We start from the raw sequence: 23,537 nt of genomic DNA, 5'->3' as shown, positions 1-23,537 counted from the left end.
GCGGCAGGGAAACACCCGGTTACATTCCGAACCCGGAAGTTAAGCCTGTCAGCGCCGATGGTACTGCACCGGGGACGGTGTGGGAGAGTAGGACACCGCCGGACAATCTTTGTGGAGGGCCACCCCGATGGGGTGGCCCTTCTGTATTTACGAGGCCATGTCTTCACCACGCCGAAACCCGGGTCGACGGGGAACGAAAGCTCCTGTCGAGGCCCGGGTGGTGGTGACGGCGCGCTAGGCTGGCAATGCCGGGCCACCCCCACGGGTGGCCTTCGTCGCATCGGACGAGAAGCGAAGGCTGCGGCGGACGCGATCTCAGCGGACCTGCGGCGCAAACAACATGTCTTCCCTGGCACTCATCGGGTATGGGGCGGATCCCCAATAGTCAGGACAGTGGGAAGACAGAGCCCTGCGGCCGGCGAACCGGACGCGGTGAGCAAGCAACAGAGGACAGAAGTGAACAGAGAAGACGGGCGCGACGGCGCGGGCCGTGGCGGAGACAACCGCGAAGAGAGCAGAGACCGGGCTGAGCGCACCGGAGGATTCCGCGGTAACGGAGGAAGCGGCGGCTTCGGCGGTCGCTATGGAGAGCGGCGAGAAGGCTCCCGGAACGACCGCGGCGAGCGCGGCGAGCGCCCGTTCCAGTCCGACAGGCGCGGCTACCGCGACCAGGGCGGACCGTCCGGGGGACGGTTCGGATCGCGTGGTCGTGACGACAGGGCGACAGGCTCCTACGGGGATCGTGACAGGCGCGGCGGCAACCGCGACCGGGACGACCGGGGTCGCCGTCCCTTCGACGGCGGAGATCGCGCGGGTGGCCGCACCGACGATCGCGGCGGGTACCGCGACCGCGACGAGAGACGGAGCTTCGATCGCGGTGGTGACCGGCCGCGCGGGGCCGGCGGCTTCGAGGGACGCAGGGAAGCCGGAGGCTCCGAAGGACGCGGGGAGCGCGTCTATCAGGACCGGGACGCTTTCCGCACCGATCGGCCGCGCCGCCCCTCTGGGGACCGCGACGGCTTCCGAGGCGGACAGGGCTCCCGGGATCGCGAGGAACGGGGCGGACGCCCGTTCCGTTCCGACGACCGCGGCAGCCGGCCGTACGGTGAGCGCCGCACGGATCGGCGGGAAGGCGGCGGCGGGTACGGAGACCGCCCGCAGCGCCAGGGCGGCGGTTTCGGCGGGCGCTACGGCTCCCGCGAGCGCGACGGCCGTGAGGGTCGGGAGAACCGGGAGAACCGGGAAGGGCGCTCTTTCACGCCCCGGTACGAGCGCGGCGATCGTGACGGGTCTGGCAGTCGCCCGCCGCGACGTACGGATCAGGAGCGCGGTTACAGCCGCGACGACAGGGGCGGAAGCGGGTACGAGCGCCAGGACCGTCCCCGGCGCCCGTACGGCGATCGAGGTGGCGACCGGGGCACCGATCGAGGTTTCGGCGGCGAGGAGCGGCCGCGGCGTTCGTTCGGCGACCGCGACGGCAGGGGCGGCGGGGACAGGCCCAGGCGCCCCTATGGGGACCGGCAGGACGCGGGTGGCGACCGCTACCGCGACCGGGACTCGTTCCGCGACAGGCCGAGCCGTACGTCGGGAGATCGGCCTGGGGGGTCCTTCCGGGACCGCGACGACAGGCGTTCGGGCCGCGACCGTGAGGAGGGGGCTCGGACGTTCCGTGGGCGCGAGTCGGGCTCCGGCGACCGGCCACGGCGCCAGTTCGGCGGCGATCGCGGTGCCCGGCCGTTCGGCAGGGACCGTGACGAGTCCAGGCCGTTCAGCGGCGAGCGCGGCGCGGCGCGTCCCTTCAGCCGCGACGAGCGGGGCGGCAGCCGCGGCCGCTACGGCAGGCCGGACGAGCCGAGCAGGCCGAGGACGCGGGAGGAGATTCCTCCGCTCGACCCGGACATCACGCCGGACGAACTGGACCGGGAGGCGCGTGCGGAGCTTCGGTCGTTGCCGAACGACCTGGCGGACCTCGTGGCCGGCCACCTCGTGGCGGCCGCCCGTGCGCTGAGTGCGGAGGATCCGGAGAAGGCCTACGAGCACGCCAAGGTGGCCCGCCGCTTCGCGGGCAGGATCGGCGTGGTCCGCGAGGCCACCGGGATCGCCGCCTACCACGCGGGTCAGTACGCCGAGGCGCTGGGCGACCTGCGGGCCGCCCGACGGATCAGCGGCTCGGACGAATACCTCCCGATCATGGCGGACTGCGAGCGCGGGCTCGGGCGGCCCGAGCGGGCGCTCGACCTCGTCCGGTCGCGCGAGGCCGAACGGCTGGACCGCGCGGGCAAGATCGAACTGGCCATCGTGGAGTCCGGGGCCCGTCGTGACCTCGGCCAGCACGACGCGGCCGTGATCACGCTGCAGCGGGTTCCGGAGTTGCGCGACCCTCAGCCGAAGCCGTGGTCGGCACGCCTCGCGTTCGCGTACGCGGACGCCCTGGCCGACGCGGGGCACGAAGAAGCGGCGACCGACTGGTTCGCTCGTGCCATGGCGTTCGACGAGGACGGCGAGACCGACGCGGCCGAACGCTACGCCGAACTGACCGGCGGACTGATCGAGGACATGGAGGAGGACTACGACGAGTCCGGCGCCGAGTCCGGTGACCTCCTGGACGACCTTGCCGACGATGAAGAGGAAATCGAAGAGGCGGTCAAGGACGAGGCGGACGAGGCGGATCTCCCCGGCGACCCCCGGGAGGACGACCTCTCCGACGAGGACGAGCTGACCGAGGATTCGGCGGACGGCGACTCCGCGGGCGACGATGTGGCCGAGACGTCCTCGGCCGGCGAGGTGTCCGAACCGGTGGCGCCTGCGGCGACGCCGGCACCGGGTGCCGAGGAGACGCGCGACGCCGATGAGGGGGCCGAGCGGGCTTCCGCCAAGAGCGCGCCGTCCTACGGCCCCGCGTTCATCGAGCCGGACTTCGGCGACGTGCTCGACGACCCCGTGGAGGCCGAGGACGCCGAGGATCGGGCGAAGCGCCAGCCCTGACGTTCCTTCCGTGCGGGCGCCGCCTCGGCGGCGCCCGTTTACTTTTCCCGGGAGAAGCCGCGTCTCAGGGACGGGTCTTTCTGGGGGCCAGGAGTCAGCGCGGGGTACGGTCCAGCCAGTGCATGATCCCCGCGACGTTCGACGGCGCGCCGCTCAGCAGCTCGAACTGCTCGGCGGTGGCCTCGTCGGCGCGTAGCGCGGCGTACCGCTCCCGCGTCCGGTCGCGCACCATGGCGACGGCGTGATCGAGGTCGAGTCCCTCGTCCCTGGCCCGTCTGGTGAGATCCACCCATATCCGGAGTTCCTCGGCCGACCGTTCGAGGGTGGGAGGCACGTCCTTCACCGGTCCGTAGTGGCTGAACAGCAGCCGCTGCGGTTTCAGGGCCGTGAACAGCGCGATCGAGCCGAGGGCGACGTCGAGGTCGAAGTCCGGCGGCGGCGTGGCGGGCCGCAGGTCTCCGGTCTCGGGCAGGTACACGCCGGCGGCGTCGCCCACGTACAGGTCGCCGGTGAGCGAGTCCAGCAGGCCGACGTGGTGTTTGGCATGGCCGGGGGAGTAGTGGCTCGCCAGGGTGCGGCCGTTGCCCAGGTCGATCGTCCCGGTGTCGCCGAGGGCCCTGATGCGGGCCGCGTCGGTCGGCGCCAGAGTGCCGAACAGTACGTCGAGCTTGTCGCCCCACACCATCTTGGCGCTCGCCATGAGCCGGGAGGGATCGGCGAGATGACGGGCACCCTTCTCATGGACGACGATCTCCGCGGACGGATAGTAGTTCGCGATGTCCCCCACGCCCCCGGCGTGATCCAGGTGGATGTGGGTGACCACGACGGTCGCGAGGTCGTCCGGTCCCACCCCGAGGGAGGACAGGGCGTCCCTGACCACGGGAGCCGAGGTCGAGGTGCCCGTCTCGACGAGGCAGGGGCGGTCGCCGAGGATCAGATAGCCCGCGGTGATGCCGGAATAGCCCGCCATCCGCGTGTCGATCTCGTAGACGTCGCCGCCGAGTGGAGTCACGTTGTCCACAGCCCACTCCTGAAACTAGAACCGGTATTCACAGAATGGCATTCAGGGCCTCGTCGGCCCAACCTGGTCACGCATAGTGATCTCCACGGCAGAGAGGAGATCACATGCACCGCAACGAGGTGGTGCTGGCCGGGCGGCTGTCCATGGAGCCGGCACACCGGGAACTGCCGAGCGGAGCCCTGCTGACGCAGTGGCGTCTCGCGGTCCGCAGGCCGGGAGGCCGCTCGGGCCATCAGCGGTCGGACGCGATCGAGTGCGCGACGCTCGACGACGGCGTGCGCGACATGCTGGTCGGCTGGCAGCTCGATGATCTGGTCGAGGTGGAGGGCGCGCTGCGCCGCCGCTGGTGGCGCGGCGGCAGTCGCTACGAGATCGAGGTCCGTACGGCACGCCGCGTCGAACCGGCCGCGCCCCGCGGCAGGCCACGCAGGAGAACGCCCCACGCCCATGACGGAACCGCCGCCGAGACCGGCCAGGCCGGTGATGCCGGTGAGATCGCCCCTGCCCGTGCGACAGACGAGGCGTGCTCCGGCGGTGAGGTGTCCTCCGGCGGTGAGGCGTGCTCCGGCGGTGAGGTGTCCTCCGGCGGCGCCTCCGGCCGCGGGGCGAATCCCACGGGCCCTCCGGCAGGCTCTTCTGGCGGCCAGGCCGTCGGCACCGTCGGCCCTCCGGCGACGTCGTCCTGCGACCAACGGGACGACGCCGTCTCGGCGGAGCCCGGCGACAAGGTGATCAGTCAGTGGCGAAGGTCCGCATGACCAGGCCCGTACGGGGCTTGGGACCGAACGAGGTCGACTTGCGCGGCACCCGCTCACCCTGCGCCGCGACCGTGAGGACGTCCTCCGTGGACAGCGGATTCAGTAGCACCGCCGTCCCGCCGAGCCGGCGCGCCCTCTCCACGGCGGCGAGCGGGTCGTGGTGCACGACCATCACCGACTGCTCGCTGTCGGTGATCCCCCACACCTTGGGCAGGAGGAACGTCGTGAGGACCGAGGTGTCGAGCATCCGCCACCGCGGGGACTGCCCGGACGGCATGGCGTGCTCGACCTGCAGCGGGTCCGGATCCGTCAGCAGATGGGCGGGTCCCTCGCCGGCGAGCACGAAGGCGGGGCCGGTCGCCGTGGCCAGCCCCGCGAGGGCGTCCTCGACCGAGGGGAACTCGTGGACCTGCCAGGCGCCCTTGGCGCGGGCGGCGGCCTCCTGCAGGGGCAGCCCCGGGATGACACGGTGGATGGCCCTGAGATCGGGCGGGTAGGCCGTGGAGTCGACCAGGTACGCCAGGCCGTAGTCCCAGGGGCCGGGACCCACGTGGTCCTTCTGCAGCGCCTCGTAGGTGGCGTAACGGTGGTGACCGTCGGCGATCAGCGCCTGACGATCATGCAGGTCCTCCGCGACGGCTTCGATCTCGTGGGGGTCGGTCACGGCCCAGAGCCGGTGGTGCACGCCCTCACGGGTCCGGACGTCCATAAGGGGGAAACGCTGTGTCGCCACGTCGTCGACGAGCCGGGAGGCGGTGCCCCCGCCTTCGTACAACAGGAAGATCGGCTCGAAGTTGGCCTGCGTCGCCCGCATCAGGGCGAGCCGGTCGGCGACGGGCTCCGGCAGGACGTTCTCATGCGGAAGGATCGCGGTCGACCCGACCCCGACGCCTCCGATCAGGCCCCGCTGCAGGAAGCCGACGCCGCTCTGCTCGTACACGTACAGGCCGGGCAGGGAGTCGACCGTCAGCACTCCATCGGAGAGCCACTCGCCCAACGTGGCGCTCGCCTCGCCGTAGTGGCTGATCCCGGGAAGGATCAGGCGCACTACGTTGTTCGGATGACGACTGAGCAGTTCCCGCAGTTCGTCAGGGAAGATGAGATCGTACGGCGGGGAGGTGACAGCGCCCAGATCGTCCACCGCGTAACGGACGCCGTGGAACGGACGTAGCACCAGTCCCGCCCGTTCAGAACTCTCCATACCGGGCATGTTGCCATAAGTGCCCGGACTCCCCGACGCTGCGGTGCCCGGTTGCTTGTGAAATCGGAGTGCAGGAGGGCTTACCCCATGATCGAAGGACGAAACGAGGCCGCTGCTTCTTCCAATGATCCGGGCGGTACGCCTTCCGGCGGCGTCTATGAGTGGTTCAAGCGTGGCATGAAACTGCTCGAGGAGGGCAGCCCGGCCGCGGCGGCGGCGATCCTGGAGCACGCCGTACAGGCCGAGCCCGACTCGCGCAGCATCCGCGAGGCCCTCGCCCGGGCCCAGTTCAACTCGAAGCGCTACGACGAGGCCGCGGGCAGCTTCCGCTGGATCGTCGACGCCAACCCCGCCGAGGACTACGCCTACTTCGGTCTCGGCCTGTCGCTGTGGCGAAGCGGAGACATCGAGGGAGCGCAGGAGCCTCTCGCGGTGGCGGTGGCGATGCGTCCCGACCTGCGGCACTATGTGTCCGCGCTGAAGCAGGTCAGGGCCACGCTGCGGGCGAGGCGGGCGTGACCGTAGGTCATACTTCCGACATGCCAGAAACCACCGGCGTGCTCGTGGACGCCTACGACACGCTGCTGCTCGACCTCGACGGTGTCGTCTACCTCGGCAAACACGCGGTCCCCGGAGCGCCGGAGGCGCTGGTGACGGCCCGGGACCAGGGCGTGCGGCTCGCGTTCGTGACCAACAACGCGTCCCGCACGCCGGGGGCGATCGCCCAGCACCTCAGCCATCTGGGCATTCCGGCCGCCCCGCAGGACGTGGTGACGTCCGCACAGGCGGCGGCCCGGCTGGTCGCCGAGCACGTGCCGGGGGGCTCCGCCGTCCTGGTGGTAGGAGGCATGGGACTGCGGATGGCCCTGCGTGAGCACGGCCTGCGCCCCGTGACCACGGCCCTGGACGCGCCCGCCGCCGTGGTGCAGGGCATCGCCGACAACCTGTCCTACGGGCTGCTGTGCGAAGGGGCGCTCGCCGTACGTCAGGGGGCGTGGTTCGTCGCGGCCAACGGCGACACGACCATGCCGACCGGCCGGGGCGAGCAGCCCGGGAACGGGTCGATGAGCCGCGTGATCGCCACCGCGACCGGCGTCGAGCCCGTGGTCGCCGGCAAGCCTGAGCCGCCGCTGCACCGCGAGTCGATGATCCGCACCCGCGCCGAGAGGCCGCTGATCGTCGGCGACCGGCTCGACACCGACATCGAGGGCGCGACCCGGGCCGGCGTCGACAGCCTGCTCGTGCTGACCGGCGTCGCCACTCCTCTGGACGTGCTCACCGCCGCGCCCCATCATCGTCCCACCCACATCGCCGCCGACCTGTCCGGCCTGCACGTCCCCGTGGTTCCCGTGCGGCGCGGCTCGGGCGGCTGGACCTGCGGCGGGTGGACGGCCGTGTGGCAGGACGGGGAGCTCGTGCTATCCGGGGAGGGCGACCCCGTCGAGGGGCTGCGCGCGGCGTGCGCCGCCGCCTGGGAGGCGGCGGGAGACGGCCAAGCGGACGAGGACGCGGTGAAGGCCGCCCTGGCGACGCTCGGCCGCTGACCGACGTGGTGACGGCGTCGCCGGGCGCACACGCGTCACGGCGTGGCCGGCGTTCGAGGCCCTCGGCGCGGGATCTCGGCGTGGGGGTGCGTCGCGGCTCTGACGCAGCGGTCAGAGGAGTTTGCGAAGGCGCAGCAGATCGCCGAGGCTCGCGTCGATCTTGACCCGGCCGCCCAGCAGCGCGCGGCCCATGTCGAGTTCGCCGTTGACCATCGAGACGAGGTCCTCGCTCTTGAGCGTCAGCTTGACCTCGGCGGGCCGGCCGTCCTCCGGGGGCACCTCCTTGAAGGGGTCGAGCCCGCCCCGGTGGATGCGACCGTAGAAGGTCACGCCGAGGTCGGAGATCCGGCAGGCAAGCCGGCGTTCGACCACGTGCCTGGCACGGTCCTCCTCGCTTATCTCGTCGAAGTGCTCGACGAGTTTGTCCAGCGCCGCCCGGCATTCCTCGACGGTCGCCATGCGCCTGCCCTTCTCCTCGCGGACCGTGTCTTCTCGCGGACCGTGTCCGCTTGTGAGCCGCGCACGGATCACCGGTCGACGATGTGATTCCCCTCTACCTACCGACAGTAGCTTTCCACGGGCGGCCTGCGCGAAATCCGCGTCGGGTCATGGAAAGGTCACGGCACGCGTCCGGCGGTCCGCGAGCCGTAGATTTCGCAACGAAAGGGACGGGCGAGGCGAGCATGGCCTCCCTCGGGCACCTGAGGCGAGGTCACGCGGGGGAAGGCCCGCGATCCCCTGCGGAACGGCCCGACGGCGCACGATCGTCGGTGGCGTCCGATAGCGTCGAGGCGACCAGCGCCGCAGGGGCTCGTACGGGACCCGCGGCATGGCCGCGTGTCGTCCGGCGACGTCCGGGACCCGGTCCGGTGAGAGCCGGGCCGAAGCCCCGGAGCGCGCGTGCGGCCGTGCACGGGGAGACGTGACGGGGAAGCGACGGGGCAGCTGATCGGAGCAGGAAGGGACCATGACGGACAGCGGGATCGCGGCCGGGGAGCACCTCGCCTCGGGCGCCGACGGCGTGCAGGCCGCGTTGTCGCCCCTCGGACGGCTGGCTCACGCGCCGGTGTCCGAGCACGTGGGCGTCTTCGAGCAGGTCCTCGCCGGCCTCGAAGCGGTGCTCGCGTCCGTGGAGGATGCGGGCGGGCGGCAGCCCGAAGCGCACGGCGGCCGGGAGAGCGGTCGGTGAGCGCCACGGGAGCGGCCGCGGACACCGCGAGCCGGGCGCGGACGCAGGGCCGGACGGCACGGGACGGCACGGCGGGGCGGGCCCGATGAAGCGTGTCCGGCTGGACAGCGAGCTCGTACGCCGCGGGCTCGCCCGGTCCAGAGAGCAGGCGGCCCAGCTCATCGAGGCGGGCCGGGTCAGCGTCGGAGGCCGGGTGGCGGAGAAGGCGGCCACGCAGGTGGACACGGCCGCCCCCATCGTGGTCGCCGAGACGGCCGAGGGCCCCGACTACGTGTCCAGGGGCGCCCACAAGCTGCTCGGCGCGCTGCGCGCGTTCGAAGGGCTCCGCGTCGAGGGACGCCGGTGCCTCGACGCGGGAGCCTCGACCGGCGGCTTCACCGACGTGCTGCTCAGGCACGGCGCCGCCCACGTGCTCGCGGTCGACGTGGGGTACGGCCAGCTCGCCTGGTCGCTGCGTACGGACGAGCGGGTCACGGTGATGGAGCGGGTCAACGTCCGCGACCTGACCCCCGAGATGGTGGGCGAGCCGCCGACCTTGATCGTCGGGGACCTGTCCTTCATCTCCCTCCGGCTCGTCCTCCCGGCCCTGGTGCGCTGCGCGGCCGAGGTGGCGGAGTTCGCGATGCTGGTCAAACCGCAGTTCGAGGTCGGCAAGGAGCGCGTGGGCGCGGGAGGCGTCGTACGCGACCCGGACCTGCGGGCGCAGGCGGTGCGGGACGTCGCGGCGGCGGCGGACTCGCTGAGCCTGACGGTGAAGGGCGTGACGGCGAGCCCGTTGCCGGGGCCGTCGGGGAACGTGGAATACGTTTTGTGGCTCGGGAAGGGGCCGGGACACGACCCCGTGCCCGACGTGGACGCGGCCATCGACACGGCGGTCGCGGAGGGACCCCGGTGAGCACGGGCGGCGAGGCGTGGAGACGATGAGCACGATGAGCACGGGCGGCGCGGCGGGCGACCGGGCGGACGCCAAAAGGACCGTCCTGGTGACGGCGCACACGGGCCGGGAGGCGGCCGTGCGCAGCGCCCGCCTGGTCATGGAACGGCTGATAGGGGCGGGCATCAACGTCCGGGTGCTCGACGAGGAGGCGGAGGAGCTCGGCTGCGCCCATGTCGAGGTGGTGCCGGAGAACGGGGCGGCGCTGGAGGAGGCCGAGCTGATCATCGTCCTGGGTGGTGACGGCACGCTGCTGCGCGCCGCCGAACTGGCCCGCCCGGCCGCGGTGCCGCTGCTCGGTGTGAACCTGGGGCATGTGGGCTTCCTCGCCGAGGCGGAGGTGGAGGATCTGGCGTCCGTGGTGGACCTGGTGGTCGAGGGCCGCTACGAGGTCGAGGAGCGCATGACGGTCGATGTCGTCGTGCGCCTGAACGGGTCGGTTCTCGCGCGGACCTGGGCTCTCAACGAGGCGTCGGTCGAGAAGAAGGACCGCATGCTTGAGGTCGTCGCGGAGGTCGACGGCCGCCCGCTGTCGCGCTGGGGGTGCGACGGCGTGATCTGCGCGACCCCTACCGGGTCGACGGCGTACGCCTTCTCGGCCGGCGGTCCCGTCGTCTGGCCCGAGGTGGAGGCGCTGCTCCTGGTGCCCAACAGCGCCCACGCCCTGTTCGCCCGGCCGATGGTGGTGTCGCCGAAGTCCACGCTCGCGCTGGAGATCCTCCCGGACACCAGTGCCGGTGTGCTGTGGTGCGACGGCCGCCGGCGCTTCGACATCCCGCCCGGCGCCCGGGTGGAGGTCCGCAGGGGCGAGGTGCCCGTTCGGCTGGCCCGCCTGCTCGGTGTGGAGACCACCGGGGCGCCCTTCACCGACCGCCTGGTCGCGAAGTTCGGTCTGCCGGTGCAGGGCTGGCGGGGCCGCGTACGCTCCGGCTGACCGCGTGAGGCGCCGCAATCCACAGCGGGTTGTGGCGGTTGGTGGTGATATGCCGAATGAGCAGGGCTTTCGTGTCCACAGATTCTCGTTCGGGTCGCGGTCCGGACACGCTGTCCTCGAAAATCTTGACGAGTTACGCGTAGGATCTCTGGCGAGTTCGGTCGGCAAAACGGGAGGGACCAGTGCGGCCACGGGTCGAGGAGGTCCGCATCCAGGGGCTCGGCGTGATCGACGAGGCCGTACTGGAGCTGTCGCCGGGATTCACCGTCGTCACGGGTGAGACGGGGGCCGGCAAGACGATGGTCGTCACCGGTCTCGGCCTGCTGTTCGGGGGGCGGGCCGACCCGGCCAGGGTCCGGCCGGGCGCCGACAAGGCGCTGATCGAGGGCACGCTCGTGATCGAGCCCGGGGGCCGCGTGGCTCAGCAGGTCGCCGACGTCGGCGGCGAGGTCGAGGACGGGCAGCTCATCATCTCCCGGTCGGTCTCCGCCGAGGGTCGCTCCCGAGCCTGGCTGGGCGGCCGTGCCGTGCCGGTGGGCACGTTGACGTACATCGCCGACGACCTCGTGGCCGTGCACGGGCAGATGGACCAGCAGCGGCTGCTGCAGCCCGGCAGGCAGCGCGCGGCGCTCGACCGTTACGCCGGTGACGAGCTGGTCAAACCCCTGCGGGCCTACGAGCAGGCATACAAGCGGCACAAGCAGGTGGGCGAGCTGCTCCACGAGCTGACCGTCAAGGCCAGGGAGCGGGCGCAGGAGGCCGACGTGCTGCGGTTCGGCCTCGAGGAGATCGAGAAGGTCGAGCCCCGGCCGGGGGAGGACGCCGAGCTGAAGGAGGAGGCCGAGCGGCTCTCCCACGCCGACGCGCTGCGCACCGCCGCAACGACCGCGCACGCCGCGCTGCTCGGGGATCCGATGTCGAGCGCGCAGGACGTGCAGGACGCCGTGTCGCTGCTCGGTCACGCGAAGACGGCCGTGGAGTCCGTGCGCGACTTCGATCCCGCGCTCGCCGGGCTCGCCGACCGCCTGGCCGAAGCCGGTTACCTGGTCTCCGACGTGGCGACCGAGCTGGCCGCGTACGCCGAGTCGGTCGAGGCCGACCCGGCGCGGCTCGCCGCGGTGCAGGAGCGCAGGGCGGCGCTGAACGGGCTCATGCGCAAGTACGGCGAGGACGTCGCGGCCGTGCTCGCATGGGCGCAGCGGGCCGCCGAGAGGCTGACGGAGCTCGAAGGCGACGACGAGCGCATCGAGGAGCTGACGCGGGAGCACGGTGAGCTCACCGAGCGGCTTGGCGAGCTGGCCGGTGAGCTGACGGCGATCCGCACGGTCGCCGCCGACCGGTTCGGCCAGGCGGTGACCGAGGAGCTGACCGCGCTCGCCATGCCGCACGCGCGGGTGAGCGTGGCGATCACCACCACCGACGGCTTCGGCCCGCACGGCGTGGACGAGGTCGAGCTCCGGCTGGCGTCCCATCCCGGCGCGCCGCCGCTGCCGCTGACCAAGGGCGCCTCCGGCGGCGAGCTGAGCCGGGTGATGCTCGCCATCGAGGTGGTCTTCGCCGGGGCCGACCCCGTTCCGACGTTCGTGTTCGACGAGGTCGACGCGGGGGTGGGCGGCAAGGCGGCCGTGGAGATCGGCAGGCGGCTGGCCAAACTCGCCAGGACGGCGCAGGTCATCGTGGTCACCCACCTGCCGCAGGTGGCGGCCTTCGCCGACCAGCACCTCGTGGTCGAGAAGGCGAGCGACGGCAGGGTCGTCCGCAGCGGCGTCGTGACGCTCGACCAGGAGGGCCGCGAGCGGGAGCTGTCGCGGATGCTCGCCGGGCTGGAGGACTCCGAGCTCGGCCGGGCGCACGCCGCCGAGCTGCTGTCCATCGCCGCCGCCGACAAGGCCGCTTGGGAGAAGGCGTCCTCGGGAGCGGCCAAGCGCCCGGGCCGCCGGGCCGCCGGCTGAGGGCCCCTCCAGCCCACAGGCTGAGGCCTCCGGCCGCCGCCGATCCAGGTGCGGTGCAGTGCGGTGCGGTGCAGGTGCGGTGCATGGTGCAGTGCGGTGCGATGCGGTGCGTTTCGCGTGCCGGGTCGCACGGGTCGCGCGCTCGCACCGGCCTGCCGCTGCTCGCCGCCGCCGGCCCGCCCGGCGCGTACACTCGGCGGGGCGTGCGCGGGGGTGACGTTTGGAGCAGGGCGCGCCGGGAAGCAGTCAAGCCCCGGCACGAGGGGGCGGAGGAACGGGGGCGGACGGCGTCGCGGAAGGTGTGCGTTGGCTCGGCTGCCCCCGGTCGGCGCACCTCGGCAACATCCCTGACTTGCAGTGACAATTCAGACGAGCCGTGGGGTGTGGAAGCGTGGCGGTCGCCGCCTCTGGCAGGATGGTCATGATGAAGGTCCCGAGCTTGAATGTTCCGGGCCTCCGCCGCAGGAAGGCCGACGGCCTTCCCGGGGTGACGGCAGTGGCGAGAATCGACAGGCGGACGAAGAGGCTGACCAAGCGCCTCAAGCCCGGGGAAATCGCGATTATCGATCACGTCGACATCGACCGGGTCAGCGGGGAGGCTCTCGTCGCGTGCGGCGTGGCGGCCGTGGTCAACGCCGCCGCGAGCATCAGCGGCCGTTACCCCAACCTCGGGCCGCAGATCCTGATCGACGCGGGCATCCCCCTGATCGACAACGCGTCGCCGGAGCTGTTCGAGCGGATCGCCGACGGTGAAGTGATCCGCGTCCACGACGGCATGGTCTACCTCGGCGAGGAACTGGTCGGCAAGGGGCAGCCGCAGACCGCCGAGAGCGTCGAAGCGGCGATGACCGAGGCCCGCGCGGGCCTCGCCGTCCAGATCGAGGCCTTCGCCGCGAACACGATGGAGTACGTCCGGCGCGAGCGTGACCTCCTGATCGACGGGGTCGGCGTGCCCGACATCCGCACCTCCCTGGAGAACCGCCACGCCCTCATCGTGGTGCGGGGTTACCACTACAAGGAGGACATCGCCACGCTCCGGCCGTACATCCGCGAGTACCGCCCGGTGCTGATCGGCGTGGACGGCGGGGCGGACGCGCTCCTGGAGGCCGGGTACGCGCCCGACATCATCGTGGGCGACTTCGACTCCGTCTCGGAGAAGGCGTTGTGCTGTGGCGCCGAACTGGTCGTCCACGCCTACCGCGACGGGCGGGCGCCGGGGCTCGAGCGGGTGCACAAGCTGGGCCAGGAGGCGGTCGTGTTCCCCGCGACCGGGACGAGCGAGGACATCGCGATGCTCCTGGCGGACGACAAGGGCGCCACGCTGATCGTCGCGGTCGGCACCCACTGGACGCTCGACGAGTTCCTGGACAAGGGCAGGTCGGGCGCGGCGAGCACCTTCCTCACCCGCCTGCGAGTGGGCAGCAAACTCGTGGACGCCAAGGGCGTGAGCAGGCTCTACCGCAGCCGGATCTCCACGCCCTCCCTGTTGCTGCTCGTGGCCACCACGCTGGTCACGATCGGTGTGGTCCTTTCGGTATCGCCGATCGGCCAGGTGTGGCTCAACGGCCTGCGCGTGGCCTGGAACGGCTTCATCTTCTGGCTGGTCGGACTCTTCTCGTGATCGATTTCCGTTATCACCTCGTCTCGATCGTGGCGATCTTCCTCGCGCTCACGGTCGGCATCGTGCTGGGCAGCACCGTGCTCGAGCCCACGTTCTTCAAGTCGGCCGAGGAGATGACCGCGTCCCTGCGGAAGGCCAACGAGAGCAACCTGGCCCAGATCTCGCAGCTGCAGAGCCGCGAGGAGGGCTCCGACTCACTGGTCACGACCCACCTGCCCGAGCTCGTGCGCGGCCAGCTCGCGGGGGAGCGCGTCGTGCTCGTCGAGGCTCCCGGCGCGTCGGCCGCCCTGCGCGATCCGGTCGAGAAGCTCGTCACGAGCGCGGGCGCCGCCTACACCGGCAGGGTCAGCCTGACCGAGAAGTTCGTCGACGCCGAACAGGCGAGCGTGGTGGACGGGCTGGCCACCAACCTCGCCCCGGCCGGCACCGCCTTCCCCGACGGGGCCACGCCGTACGACAAGGCCGCCGCGATGCTCGCCGGCGCGATCGTGACCAACGACCGCGCGCAGGCGGGCCGGGCGAACCCCGCGGCCACCGGCGTGCTGGAGGCGTTCCAGGCGGGCGACTTCCTGACCCTGAACGGCGACCCCGAGCAGCGCGCGACGATGGCCATCGTGCTCGCGCCGGCCCAGCCGTACGAGGGGGAGGACGCCGATCGGCAGACGAACGCGCTCGTCTCGGTCGCGGCCGGCCTCGACAGCGGAGCTCTCGGCACCGTCCTGGCCGGCACCGTCACCGCCTCCGCCAACGGCGGCGTCATCGCGGCGCTGCACGACACCGGCGGCGTGGCCTCGGCGGTCTCGACCGTCGACACGGTCGATTTCGCCGCGGGCCGTGTCGTGGTGGTCTACGCTCTGCGGGAGCAACTCGCCGGCCGTTCGGGCGCGTACGGTATCGGCAGCGGCGCGACGGCGTTCGAGCCCACGGTGACCGCGCCCAGCCAGACCCCCACCCCGGCGGCGAGCCGGGGCTGAGCCGCCGGTCGGCACACCACGCCTGACGATTACATAGAGAAGGGCAACAGCCGTGGCCAGACGTCCTCAGGCCGGCACCCGCGCCGCCGCGGCCCTCGGGGCCGCCGTCGGCGCCGCGCTCGGCGCGGCCGCCGCGCGCGCCGCCTTCGCCGCGTTCCGGCGCCGCCCGCCGATCGGCGACGAGAAGACCGCCGACGAGTACTGGACCCGGGTCAACCACCGGGGCGAGCCGGTCACGCTGCTGGAGGGCCCCGCGTTCGCCGCCGGCGCCGTCGCCGCCTCCGCCCTCGCCCCCGGACTCCCCGTACGGGCCCGCGCGGCCGCCGTGCTCGCCGGCGCGGGCAGCGGCGTCCTCGGCGCGTACGACGACCTGTTCGGCACGACCTCGTCGAAGGGGTTCAAGGGCCATCTGGCCGCGCTCGCGCGCGGTGAGGTGACCAGCGGAGCGGTCAAGATCCTCGGCATCGGCGCGACCGGGCTCGCCGCGGCGGCGCTCGCCCCCCGCGACGCCCGGGACGGGGGCGTGGTGGCGCGGTCCTTCGACACGCTCGTCGACGGTGCGCTGATCGCCGGCAGCGCCAACCTGGCCAACCTGTTCGACCTGCGGCCCGGCCGCGCGATCAAGGTGGGGCTGCTGGCCGGGGTTCCCCTGCTGGCCGCCTCGATCGCCGCGCCGTACGGCCCGCGCTCCACCAGGGCCGCCGCGCTGACCGCCGTTCCGCTGGGCGCGGCGGCGGCGCTGCTGCCCGAGGACCTGGGCGAGCGGGCGATGCTCGGCGACGCCGGGGCGAACGCGCTCGGCGCGCTGCTCGGCCTGGCGGCCACGGCCCGGCTGGGCAGGCCCGGCCGGATCGCCGCCTTCGGTGTCGTCGCCGCTCTCACCGCCGCCTCGGAGAAGGTCAGCTTCACCAAGGTCATCGCGGGCAACCCGGTGCTCAACCGCCTGGACATGCTCGGCCGCCGCGCTCCGCAGACCACCCCCGGCACGTCGGGGTCGCGCGGGTGACCTGGATGACCAGGGCCGTGCGCGGAGGCGTACGGCACCGGCATGGATAAGCAGCATGGATAAGCGGCATGGATAAGCGGCATGGTTAGACGGCTCGGGGCGGGGATCGCGGGGGCGGCGGTCCTCATCGGGGTCATCACGGTCCTGGCGCGGGTGACCGGCTTCGCCAAGCAACTGGCGTTCGCGCGCACGGTCGGCACGAACTGCCTGGCGACCGCCTACTACACGGCCAACAACGTGCCGAACATCGTCTTCGAGGTCGTGGTGGGCGGCGCGCTCGCCGGGATGGTCGTCCCGGTGCTCGCGGGTGCCGCCGCCAGATCGGACGGCGGGGCACGTGCGGAGGTCGGCCGGATCGCCTCCGCGCTGCTGACCTGGGTGGTCGTGCTGCTGGTGCCGCTCGCGGCGCTGACCGCGCTGGTCGCGGCGCCGGTGGCGCGACTACTCGTCGGCTCCGAGATAGACCACTGCGACGCCGGGCAGGTCGCCGCCGTCGCCGCGCGCATGCTGGTCGTCTTCGCGCCGCAGATCCCGTTGTACGGCATGGCCGTGGTGCTCTACGGCGTGCTGCAGGCCCATCGCCGGTTCTCGGGGCCGGCGCTGGCACCGCTGGTGTCGAGCGTGGTGGTCATCGTCGCCTACCTGGCATTCGGGCCGCTCAGCGGCGGCCACAAGGATCCCGCGACGGTGCCAGGACCGGCCGAGATCGCGCTGTCGGCGGGCACGACGCTCGGCGTGCTGGCTCTGGTAGTCACCGTGGTCGGCCCCACGTGGCGGCTCGGCCTGCGGTGGCGGCCCACGCTCCGCTTTCCCGAGGGCGTCGCCGTACAGGTGCGGCGGCTCGCCCTGGCCGGGCTGAGCGCGCTGGTCGCCCAGCAGGCCGCCGCGGCGATCCTCATCCCCGTCGCCAACCGCGTCGGCGGGGGCGCGCTGCCCGCCTACAACTACGCGTGGGCGATCTACCAGGTGCCGTACGCCGTGCTCGCGGTGCCCATCGCGACCAGCGCGTTCCCCGCGCTCGCCGCGCGGGCGCAGGCCGAGGACGAGGGTGAGGGCTTCGCGGCGCTGGCGGCGCGGACGACGCGCGCGGTCGTGCTGGTCTGCGGCCTGGCGGCCGGCGCGCTCGCCGCGGTCGCGGTGCCGGTCGCGCACGTCTTCCTCGCCCGGGCCGACACCGCGGTCGCCGCGACGGAGTTCGCCCGGGGGATCGCGCTGTTCGCGCCGGGGCTCGTCGGGTATGGCCTGGTGGCCCACCTCAGCCGGGTGCTGTACGCCGCGGGACAGGGCAGGGCGGCGGCCCGGGGACAGGTCGCCGGGTGGCTGGTCGTCGCCGTGGCCCAGGTGGCGTTCGTCCTGCTGCTGCCGGACGGCTGGGGCCTGGGCGGGCTCGCGCTCGGCCAGGCGACGGGCATGACGGTGGGGGCAGGGCTGCTGCTGGCCTCGGTCGTGCGGGCGCGAGGCGCGCGGGCGGCCCACGGAGTGTCGAGGGCCGGTCTGGCCGCCCTGCTGGGCGGGGGTGCGGGCTTCCTCGCGGGTGCGGCGGCCGCCCGGCTTCCCCTGTCGGGCGAGGGCCCGTGGGGCGGCCTCCTGACGGCCGCTCTGGCCGGTCTGACGGCCGTGGTCGCGGGGGTCCTCGTCGCCGGGCTCGTGGACCGCGGGGACCTGACCGCCGCCCTGTCCGGAGTGAGGGGTGGAAGAGGCGCGAGCCCGGCGGACCCGCCGGCCGAGGAGGCGGTATGAGCAAGCGGATCAGTAGGCACAGCGTCCGGCGGGGCGCTGAATCGCGCGCCTGCGGCACGGCCGGACTCCGGGCCGGAGGCGAGGAGAGAGCATGAGTCGTGTCGTGCTCGTGCTGGGATCGAGCGTGGGGGGCGTGGCCCGGCACGTGCGGATGCTCGCCGGCGGGCTCGTCACGCGGGGACACCGCGTGCTGGTCGCGGGTCCCGGCAGCACCGAGGAGGCTTTCTCTTTCCGCGGCACCGGCGCGGGCTACGCCGAGGTCGAGATCGCCGACCGGCCGCACCCCGCGCACGACCTGCGCACCGCCCTGCGCCTGCGCGGGCTCGCCCGCGGCGCGGACGTCGTCCACGCCCACGGGCTGCGGGCCGGCGCGCTGGCCGCGCTCGCTCTCACGGGGTCGCGGGGGTGGCCGCGCCTCGTGGTCACCCTGCACAACGCGGTCACGGCGGGCGGCGCGATCGGCGCGGTCTACCGGCTGCTGGAACGGATCGTCGCCCGGCGTGCGGACCGCGTTCTGGCCATCTCGCCGGACGTCGCGGAGCGCATGCGGGCCAGGGGCGCCCGGGGGGTGGACCTCGCGGTGGTGCCCGCGCCGCCGCTCGCAGAACCCGCCCGCTCGGCCGAGGACGTGCGGGCCGAGATCGCCACCCGAGTGTCCGGCGCGGGGCAGGCGCCGCAGGCCGAGCAGGAGCGGCCGATCCTGCTCACGGTCGCCCGGCTGGCCCAGCAGAAGGGCCTGGAGACGCTGCTCGACGCGGCGGCCGGGCCGTACAAGGGGGATCCGGTCTTCGTGATCGCGGGCGACGGGCCGCTGCGCGAGGAGCTTCAGGCCCGCGTCGACGCCGAGGAACTGCCCGTGGTCCTGTACGGCTGGGCCGAGCCGGCAGATCTGCTCCAGGTCGCGACGGCGGTGATCGTGCCCAGCAGATGGGAAGGGCAGCCGCTGAGCGTCCAGGAGGCGCTGCGGGCGGGCAGGCCGATCATCGCGACCCGGGTGGGCGGCGTTCCCGCGATGGTGGGCGAGGCGGCCCTGCTGGTGCCGCCGCAGGACCCCGGGGCGCTGAGCCGGGAGATCGGCCGCCTGCTCGGCGAACCCGCCCTGGCCGCCCGCCTGGCGCAGGCGTCCGCGCGCCGGGGCCGCGAGCTGCCCGACGAGGACGCGGCGCTGCGGGCGGTGCTCACGGCGTACGGGCTGGCGCCATAGTGGTGACCGGGGTGGCGGGAGGGTGCGACCACCCTCTCGCGTCGGTGACACAAGACCGTCGGCCTGGTGAGCCGCCGCCTGTTCTCGCCGACGAGCGCCGACGTTCCGGCAAGGATTAGGTGAGGCTAAGTCTGATCCATATACTGGACGGGTTGGGGGGGAGTATCCCTTCGCGGCGGTTCCGTCATCACGGTGTCAGCACCCGGGGCCGTCGGTCCGTCGTGCGCGTACGGGCGGGAGAGACCTCCGGCAGTGTGTTCAGCGCGCGCCGGAGGTAATCGTGGTACATGCTCCCCTGTGGTTGTGGGCCCTGGTCATCGTGGGTCTCGTCGTCGTGGTCGCCATCGACCTGTGGATCGTCGATCGTGGTGAACCACGCGAGTTCTCCATGCGGCAGGCCGGCATCTGGGTGGGTTTCTACGTCTGCCTGGCCGTGTTGTTCGGCATCGGGTTAACGGTCTGGGCCGGTGCCGGGACAGGTGGCGAGTTCTTCGCGGGCTATCTGACGGAATACAGCCTCAGCGTCGACAACCTGTTCATCTTCTACATCATCATGACCCGCTTCGGGGTGCCCCGGATCTACCAGCACAAGGTCCTGCTGGTCGGCATCGTCCTCGCGCTCGTCATGCGCGGGATCTTCATCGCCATCGGGGCCGCCGCGCTGAGCCGCTTCGGCTGGCTGCTGTACGCGTTCGGGGCCTTCCTCATCTACACGGCGTACACGCTGGTCCGGGACCACAACAAGGAGGACGAGGAGTTCAACGAGAACATCCTCCTGCGCTGGGCCCGGCGGGTCTTCCCGACCACCCCCGACTACGTCGGCTCCCGGGTGACCGTGCGGGTGGACGGCAAGCGCATGGTGACGCCCATGCTGATCGTGATGATCGCCATCGGCACCACGGATCTGCTGTTCGCCCTCGACTCGATCCCGGCCATCTTCGGCCTCACGAAGGCGGCCTTCATCGTGTTCTCCGCGAACGCGTTCGCCCTGATGGGGCTGCGTCAGCTCTACTTCCTGCTCGGCGGACTGCTGCAGCGGCTGGTCTACATCAGCTACGGATTGGCGTTCATCCTCGGTTTCATCGGGGTTAAGCTGATTCTCGAAGCACTTCACGAGAACGAGGTCTCCTGGGCCCCTCAGATCCCCATCTGGGTGTCGCTGGCGGTCATCGGTGCGACCATGGCCGTGACCACCGTCGCCAGTCTCCTCAAGGCTCGCCGCGACGACAGGACCGTTACTCCGGCGGAAGCCTCCCAAACGGAGGCGTCTCAGGCGGAAGCCCCGCAGGGCTAGCGAAACGGGCACTCACCCTGTTTGCTTGTTCTCGTTGTGCCACGCATTGACTGCCGGATCGGTAATATCGATCGTTAGCTCGCATGCCGCTCCATAGTCGCCAGAAGAGTACAAAGGTCATCTGTGTCCAACGAATCGTTGCCCCGCGGCCCTGAATCCGGGCTCGCGGGAAGTGCCCGGGGCCGAATCAGGCTCGCACGCGGGGTCTCCCCGTGGCTGGCTCCGACCGCCGCGGCGGCGGCCGTCACCGCCGTTCTCACCCGCAGGTCGCCCCGTTGGGCGCTGGCCGCGGCGCCGCTCGCCGCCCTCACCGGTGGGATGCTGTGGTTCTTCCGCGACCCCGAGCGGGCGCCCGGCGAGGGCAGGCTCATCTCGCCCGCCGACGGCGTCGTGCAGAGCATCGACCCGTGGCCGGACGGCCGCACCCGGGTCGCGATCTTCATGAGTCCGCTGAACGTGCACGTCAACCGGGCGCCCGCGGCCGGCACGGTGACCGCGGTCGAGCACGTGCCCGGCGGCTTCGTACCCGCGTTCAACAAGGACAGCGACAAGAACGAGCGTGTCGTGTGGCATTTCGACACCGCGCTCGGGGACATCGAGATGGTGCAGATCGCCGGCGCCGTCGCGCGCCGCATCGTGCCGTACCTGTTCGCGGGCGCGAAGGTCGCCCAGGGCGAGCGGGTCGGACTGATCCGTTTCGGCTCACGGGTGGACGTCTACCTGCCCGAGGGCATCAGGCCGGCGGTCACCGTCGGCACCCGGACTGTCGCGGGGGTGACACGCCTTGACCACATCTGACCTCGGGGCCGAAGCCGCCTGGCCGGTGGAGGAGGTGGATGAGGAGCCGCGCGGGCCCGTCGGCAAGGCCTTCCGCCTGTCTGCCGCCGACTCCCTCTCGCTCGGCAACGCCCTCAGCGGCTTCCTCGCCGTCTGCGTGCTCGCCTGGTCGGCGATCAGCAACCTGCAGGCCGGCGTCAAGTTCGTCCCCGACCCGCGCTTCTTCGGCACGGCCGTGGTGCTGCTGCTCATCGGCGCGACCTGCGACCTGTTCGACGGCCTGGTGGCCAGGAAGTTCCGCGCGTCCGCGATGGGCGCCGAGCTGGACAACCTCGCCGACGTGATCAGCTTCGGCTTCGCGCCCGCCTTCATGGTGATGATCTGGGCCGGCTTCTCCGGCAAGCTCCCGCTGTGGCTGGTGCTGTGCGCGGCCGGGTCCGTCCTGCTCGCCGGCGTCGTACGGCTGGCCCGCTTCGCCTGCGTGAAGACCAAGAGCGGCGACTTCATGGGCCTGCCGATCCCGATGGGCGCGATGACCGTGGTGTCGATCGTGCTGCTCTTCCAGCCGAACTACGTCACACTCGCCGCCATCTTCGCCGTGGCCTGGCTCATGGTCAGCCGGATCGAATACCCCAAGCCGAAGGGCAATCTGGCCGCCGTCGTGCTGGCCTGGATGCTGATCAACGTGGCCTGCCTGACGATCTGGGCGGCCGGTCTCACGGGCGGCGACCAGCTCATCAAGGTGGGCGCCACCATGCAGATCGCGATCGTGTCCGCGATTCCGCTTCGCGTTCTCATGTTCAAACAGCAGCAGCGCAGGGAACGACGCTCGGAGAACGCGGGCTGACGTCGTCGCACGAACAGGGCCCCGGTCGGCTGGGGCCCGCCACCTTGGGCCCGGGCCAATCACGTGGAGAAAACGCCTAGTCCAATGGAGCCCTGGTCGCCATGCCTCGTGAGCACACCCGGACGTACTTCCTCGGCAAACTGGCCCGGGAGCTTGAGCTGCGAGGGCTGGAGGCGTCCCTGCGCCCCGACCCGCCGTCGCTGAAGGTCCGCGACCCGGACGCGGCGCTGTTCACCGAGACCGTGGACTGCGTCGCGATGTCGGACGGCTGGTTCTACCGCTGGTCCTGGGGCGACGTGGTGGAGAGCGCGGAGGAGCCCGCTCTCGCGGCCGACCGCATCGTCAAGGTCTTCACCACCGGCGAGCCCCGGCCGCACCCTGCCCTCGGCGACGCCTGACCTGGCCTCTCGGCGACGTCTGACCGGTTCGGGCCGTCACAGCCGGATCCACTCCGTCGCCGTGGTGACCTCGTCCAGGACGTCCGGGACGGGGATCACGCCCAGCCCCGGGCCGTCCGGCACATCGAGGTGCCCGCCGTCCAGCTCGAAGGGCGGTGTGATGTCGGTGTGGAAGTAGCGCCGGGAGGCGGAGGTGTCGCCCGGGAGCGTGAAGCCGGGCAGCGCGGCCAGCGCGACGTTGGCCGCCCGGCCGATCCCGGTCTCCAGCATGCCGCCGCACCACACCGCGACGCCGTGGGCGCGGCACAGGTCGTGGATGCGCCGGGCCTCCAGGTATCCGCCCACCCGCCCCGGCTTGATGTTGATCACCGAGCACGCGCCGAGGCTGATGGCCGCCGCCGCGTGGGCGGCCGACTCGATCGACTCGTCCAGGCAGATCGGCGTGCGGATCGACCGGGCGAGCCGGGCGTGCTGCACGAGGTCGTCGTCGGCCAGCGGCTGCTCGATCAGCAGGAGATCGAAGTCGTCCAGCCGGGACAGATGACGGGCGTCCGCGAGGGTGTAGGCCGCGTTGGCGTCCACCTGGAGCAGCAGGTCCTCCCCGAAGCGCTCGCGGACCGCGCGGACCGGCGTCACGTCCCATCCCGGCCCGATCTTCAGCTTGACCCGTACGTACCCCTCCTCGACGTACGCCCCGACCGTGTCGAGCAGTTCGGCCACCGAGCCCATGATCCCGACCGAGACGCCGCAGGGGACGCGGTCGCGGGTGGCGCCGAGGTAGCGGGCGAAGGACTCGCCGGTGATCCTCAGCGACGCGTCGAGCACCGCGGCCTCCAGCGCCGCCTTGGCCATCCGGTGGCCCTTGAACGGCGCGAGGGCGGGACCGACGGCCTGGGGGTCCGGCTCGCGGGGCAGCGCGGGGATCAGGAAGCGCCGCAGCACGTCGGCCGCCGCGTCCACGTACTCGGAGGAGTACAGCGGCTCGGACATCGCCACGCACTCGCCCCAGCCCTCGGCCCGCGGCGTCACCACCCGCACCAGCAGGACGTCGCGGCTGGTCTCGGTGCCGAACGACGTCCGGAACGGCGCGACGAGCGGCATCGCGATCCGGCGCAGTTCGATTCCAGTGATCTCCATGAGGTGCCCGGGCTCCAGGGG

21 protein-coding genes and 1 rRNA gene are annotated in these 23,537 nt (G+C 72.3%); 18 read left to right on the top strand and 4 right to left on the bottom strand.

From position 1 onward, the window contains the following. Both rrf and HHX35_RS43895 read left to right on the top strand, forming a co-directional pair. Positions 1–104, top strand: a 5S ribosomal RNA gene (gene rrf / locus HHX35_RS30730); the annotation flags it as partial. Positions 105–456: 352 nt separating this feature from the next. Beyond that, positions 457–2,985, top strand: a complete 2,529-nt coding sequence (locus HHX35_RS43895) for a hypothetical protein (RefSeq protein ID WP_259405525.1) — start codon at positions 457–459, stop codon at positions 2,983–2,985. Positions 2,986–3,079: 94 nt separating this feature from the next. Here the strand turns inward: HHX35_RS43895 and HHX35_RS30720 are convergent, their stop codons facing one another. Then, on the bottom strand, positions 3,080–4,006 hold the full coding sequence (locus HHX35_RS30720; protein WP_310739406.1) for an MBL fold metallo-hydrolase: 927 nt from the start codon (positions 4,004–4,006) through the stop codon (positions 3,080–3,082). Positions 4,007–4,110: 104 nt separating this feature from the next. Here HHX35_RS30720 and HHX35_RS42790 point away from each other — a divergent pair, with 104 nt between their 5' ends. After that, the gene (locus tag HHX35_RS42790; protein ID WP_220506048.1) at positions 4,111–4,764 is read left to right on the top strand and encodes a single-stranded DNA-binding protein; all 654 of its coding nucleotides are present in this window, start codon (positions 4,111–4,113) and stop codon (positions 4,762–4,764) included. Here HHX35_RS42790 and HHX35_RS30710 read toward each other — a convergent pair. Then, on the bottom strand, positions 4,739–5,965 hold the full coding sequence (locus HHX35_RS30710; protein WP_259405524.1) for a DUF1015 domain-containing protein: 1,227 nt from the start codon (positions 5,963–5,965) through the stop codon (positions 4,739–4,741). The genes HHX35_RS42790 and HHX35_RS30710 overlap by 26 nt on opposite strands. Before the next feature lie 177 nt (positions 5,966–6,142). Between HHX35_RS30710 and HHX35_RS30705 the strand changes: the two genes are divergently transcribed. Next, the gene (locus HHX35_RS30705; RefSeq protein ID WP_225898049.1) at positions 6,143–6,484 is read left to right on the top strand and encodes a M48 family metallopeptidase; all 342 of its coding nucleotides are present in this window, start codon (positions 6,143–6,145) and stop codon (positions 6,482–6,484) included. A gap of 20 nt (positions 6,485–6,504) precedes the next feature. Continuing rightward, entirely contained in the window at positions 6,505–7,509 is a 1,005-nt protein-coding gene (locus tag HHX35_RS30700) for an HAD-IIA family hydrolase (protein WP_182902129.1), read from the top strand. A gap of 111 nt (positions 7,510–7,620) precedes the next feature. On the opposite strand, the gene HHX35_RS30695 is transcribed toward HHX35_RS30700, so the two are convergent. Then, positions 7,621–7,968: an SCP2 sterol-binding domain-containing protein gene (locus HHX35_RS30695; RefSeq protein WP_139573175.1), complete on the bottom strand. Its 348-nt coding sequence runs from the start codon at positions 7,966–7,968 to the stop codon at positions 7,621–7,623. Between the two features lie 508 nt (positions 7,969–8,476). On the opposite strand from HHX35_RS30695, the gene HHX35_RS30690 reads away from it, so the two are divergent. The 13 genes from HHX35_RS30690 to HHX35_RS30630 all read left to right on the top strand — a co-directional run bounded on the left by HHX35_RS30690 (position 8,477) and on the right by HHX35_RS30630 (position 22,379). Next, on the top strand, positions 8,477–8,698 hold the full coding sequence (locus tag HHX35_RS30690) for a hypothetical protein (protein ID WP_182902128.1): 222 nt from the start codon (positions 8,477–8,479) through the stop codon (positions 8,696–8,698). 85 nt (positions 8,699–8,783) lie between these two features. Beyond that, positions 8,784–9,593 (top strand): TlyA family RNA methyltransferase, encoded by an 810-nt coding sequence (locus tag HHX35_RS30685; protein ID WP_182902127.1) that lies wholly within the window; start codon positions 8,784–8,786, stop codon positions 9,591–9,593. 25 nt (positions 9,594–9,618) lie between these two features. Beyond that, entirely contained in the window at positions 9,619–10,566 is a 948-nt protein-coding gene (locus HHX35_RS30680; protein ID WP_182902126.1) for an NAD kinase, read from the top strand. A gap of 182 nt (positions 10,567–10,748) precedes the next feature. Continuing rightward, positions 10,749–12,518: a DNA repair protein RecN gene (gene recN / locus HHX35_RS30675; protein WP_182902125.1), complete on the top strand. Its 1,770-nt coding sequence runs from the start codon at positions 10,749–10,751 to the stop codon at positions 12,516–12,518. 424 nt (positions 12,519–12,942) lie between these two features. Continuing rightward, complete coding sequence (gene steA / locus HHX35_RS30670) at positions 12,943–14,139, top strand: putative cytokinetic ring protein SteA (protein WP_182902170.1); 1,197 nt, start codon at positions 12,943–12,945, stop codon at positions 14,137–14,139. Continuing rightward, entirely contained in the window at positions 14,136–15,113 is a 978-nt protein-coding gene (locus HHX35_RS30665) for a copper transporter (RefSeq protein ID WP_182902124.1), read from the top strand. The genes steA and HHX35_RS30665 overlap by 4 nt, the downstream gene beginning before the upstream one ends. 52 nt (positions 15,114–15,165) lie before the next feature. Next, on the top strand, positions 15,166–16,119 hold the full coding sequence (locus HHX35_RS30660) for a hypothetical protein (protein WP_182902123.1): 954 nt from the start codon (positions 15,166–15,168) through the stop codon (positions 16,117–16,119). Positions 16,120–16,200: 81 nt separating this feature from the next. Next, entirely contained in the window at positions 16,201–17,859 is a 1,659-nt protein-coding gene (murJ, locus tag HHX35_RS30655; protein WP_182902122.1) for a murein biosynthesis integral membrane protein MurJ, read from the top strand. 91 nt (positions 17,860–17,950) lie between these two features. Further along, positions 17,951–19,063, top strand: coding sequence for a glycosyltransferase family 4 protein (locus HHX35_RS30650; protein WP_182902121.1), 1,113 nt, complete (start codon positions 17,951–17,953; stop codon positions 19,061–19,063). A gap of 280 nt (positions 19,064–19,343) precedes the next feature. Beyond that, positions 19,344–20,357, top strand: a complete 1,014-nt coding sequence (locus HHX35_RS30645) for a TerC family protein (protein ID WP_182902120.1) — start codon at positions 19,344–19,346, stop codon at positions 20,355–20,357. A 138-nt stretch (positions 20,358–20,495) separates the two neighbouring features. Beyond that, on the top strand, positions 20,496–21,155 hold the full coding sequence (locus tag HHX35_RS30640) for a phosphatidylserine decarboxylase (protein ID WP_182902169.1): 660 nt from the start codon (positions 20,496–20,498) through the stop codon (positions 21,153–21,155). Beyond that, positions 21,142–21,981, top strand: a complete 840-nt coding sequence (gene pssA, locus HHX35_RS30635) for a CDP-diacylglycerol--serine O-phosphatidyltransferase (protein WP_139573166.1) — start codon at positions 21,142–21,144, stop codon at positions 21,979–21,981. The genes HHX35_RS30640 and pssA overlap by 14 nt, the downstream gene beginning before the upstream one ends. 101 nt (positions 21,982–22,082) lie before the next feature. Further along, complete coding sequence (locus HHX35_RS30630) at positions 22,083–22,379, top strand: hypothetical protein (RefSeq protein WP_030507339.1); 297 nt, start codon at positions 22,083–22,085, stop codon at positions 22,377–22,379. A gap of 36 nt (positions 22,380–22,415) precedes the next feature. Here the strand turns inward: HHX35_RS30630 and menC are convergent, their stop codons facing one another. Next, positions 22,416–23,516, bottom strand: coding sequence for an o-succinylbenzoate synthase (gene menC / locus HHX35_RS30625; protein ID WP_182902119.1), 1,101 nt, complete (start codon positions 23,514–23,516; stop codon positions 22,416–22,418). Positions 23,517–23,537: the final 21 nt, after the last annotated feature.

It is taken from the genome of Microbispora sp. H10830, from assembly GCF_014161375.1.
Classification (GTDB): domain Bacteria; phylum Actinomycetota; class Actinomycetes; order Streptosporangiales; family Streptosporangiaceae; genus Microbispora; species Microbispora catharanthi.
The sequence above is the reverse complement of the archived record's forward strand: the minus strand, read 5'-3'. Positions and strand labels throughout refer to the sequence as shown.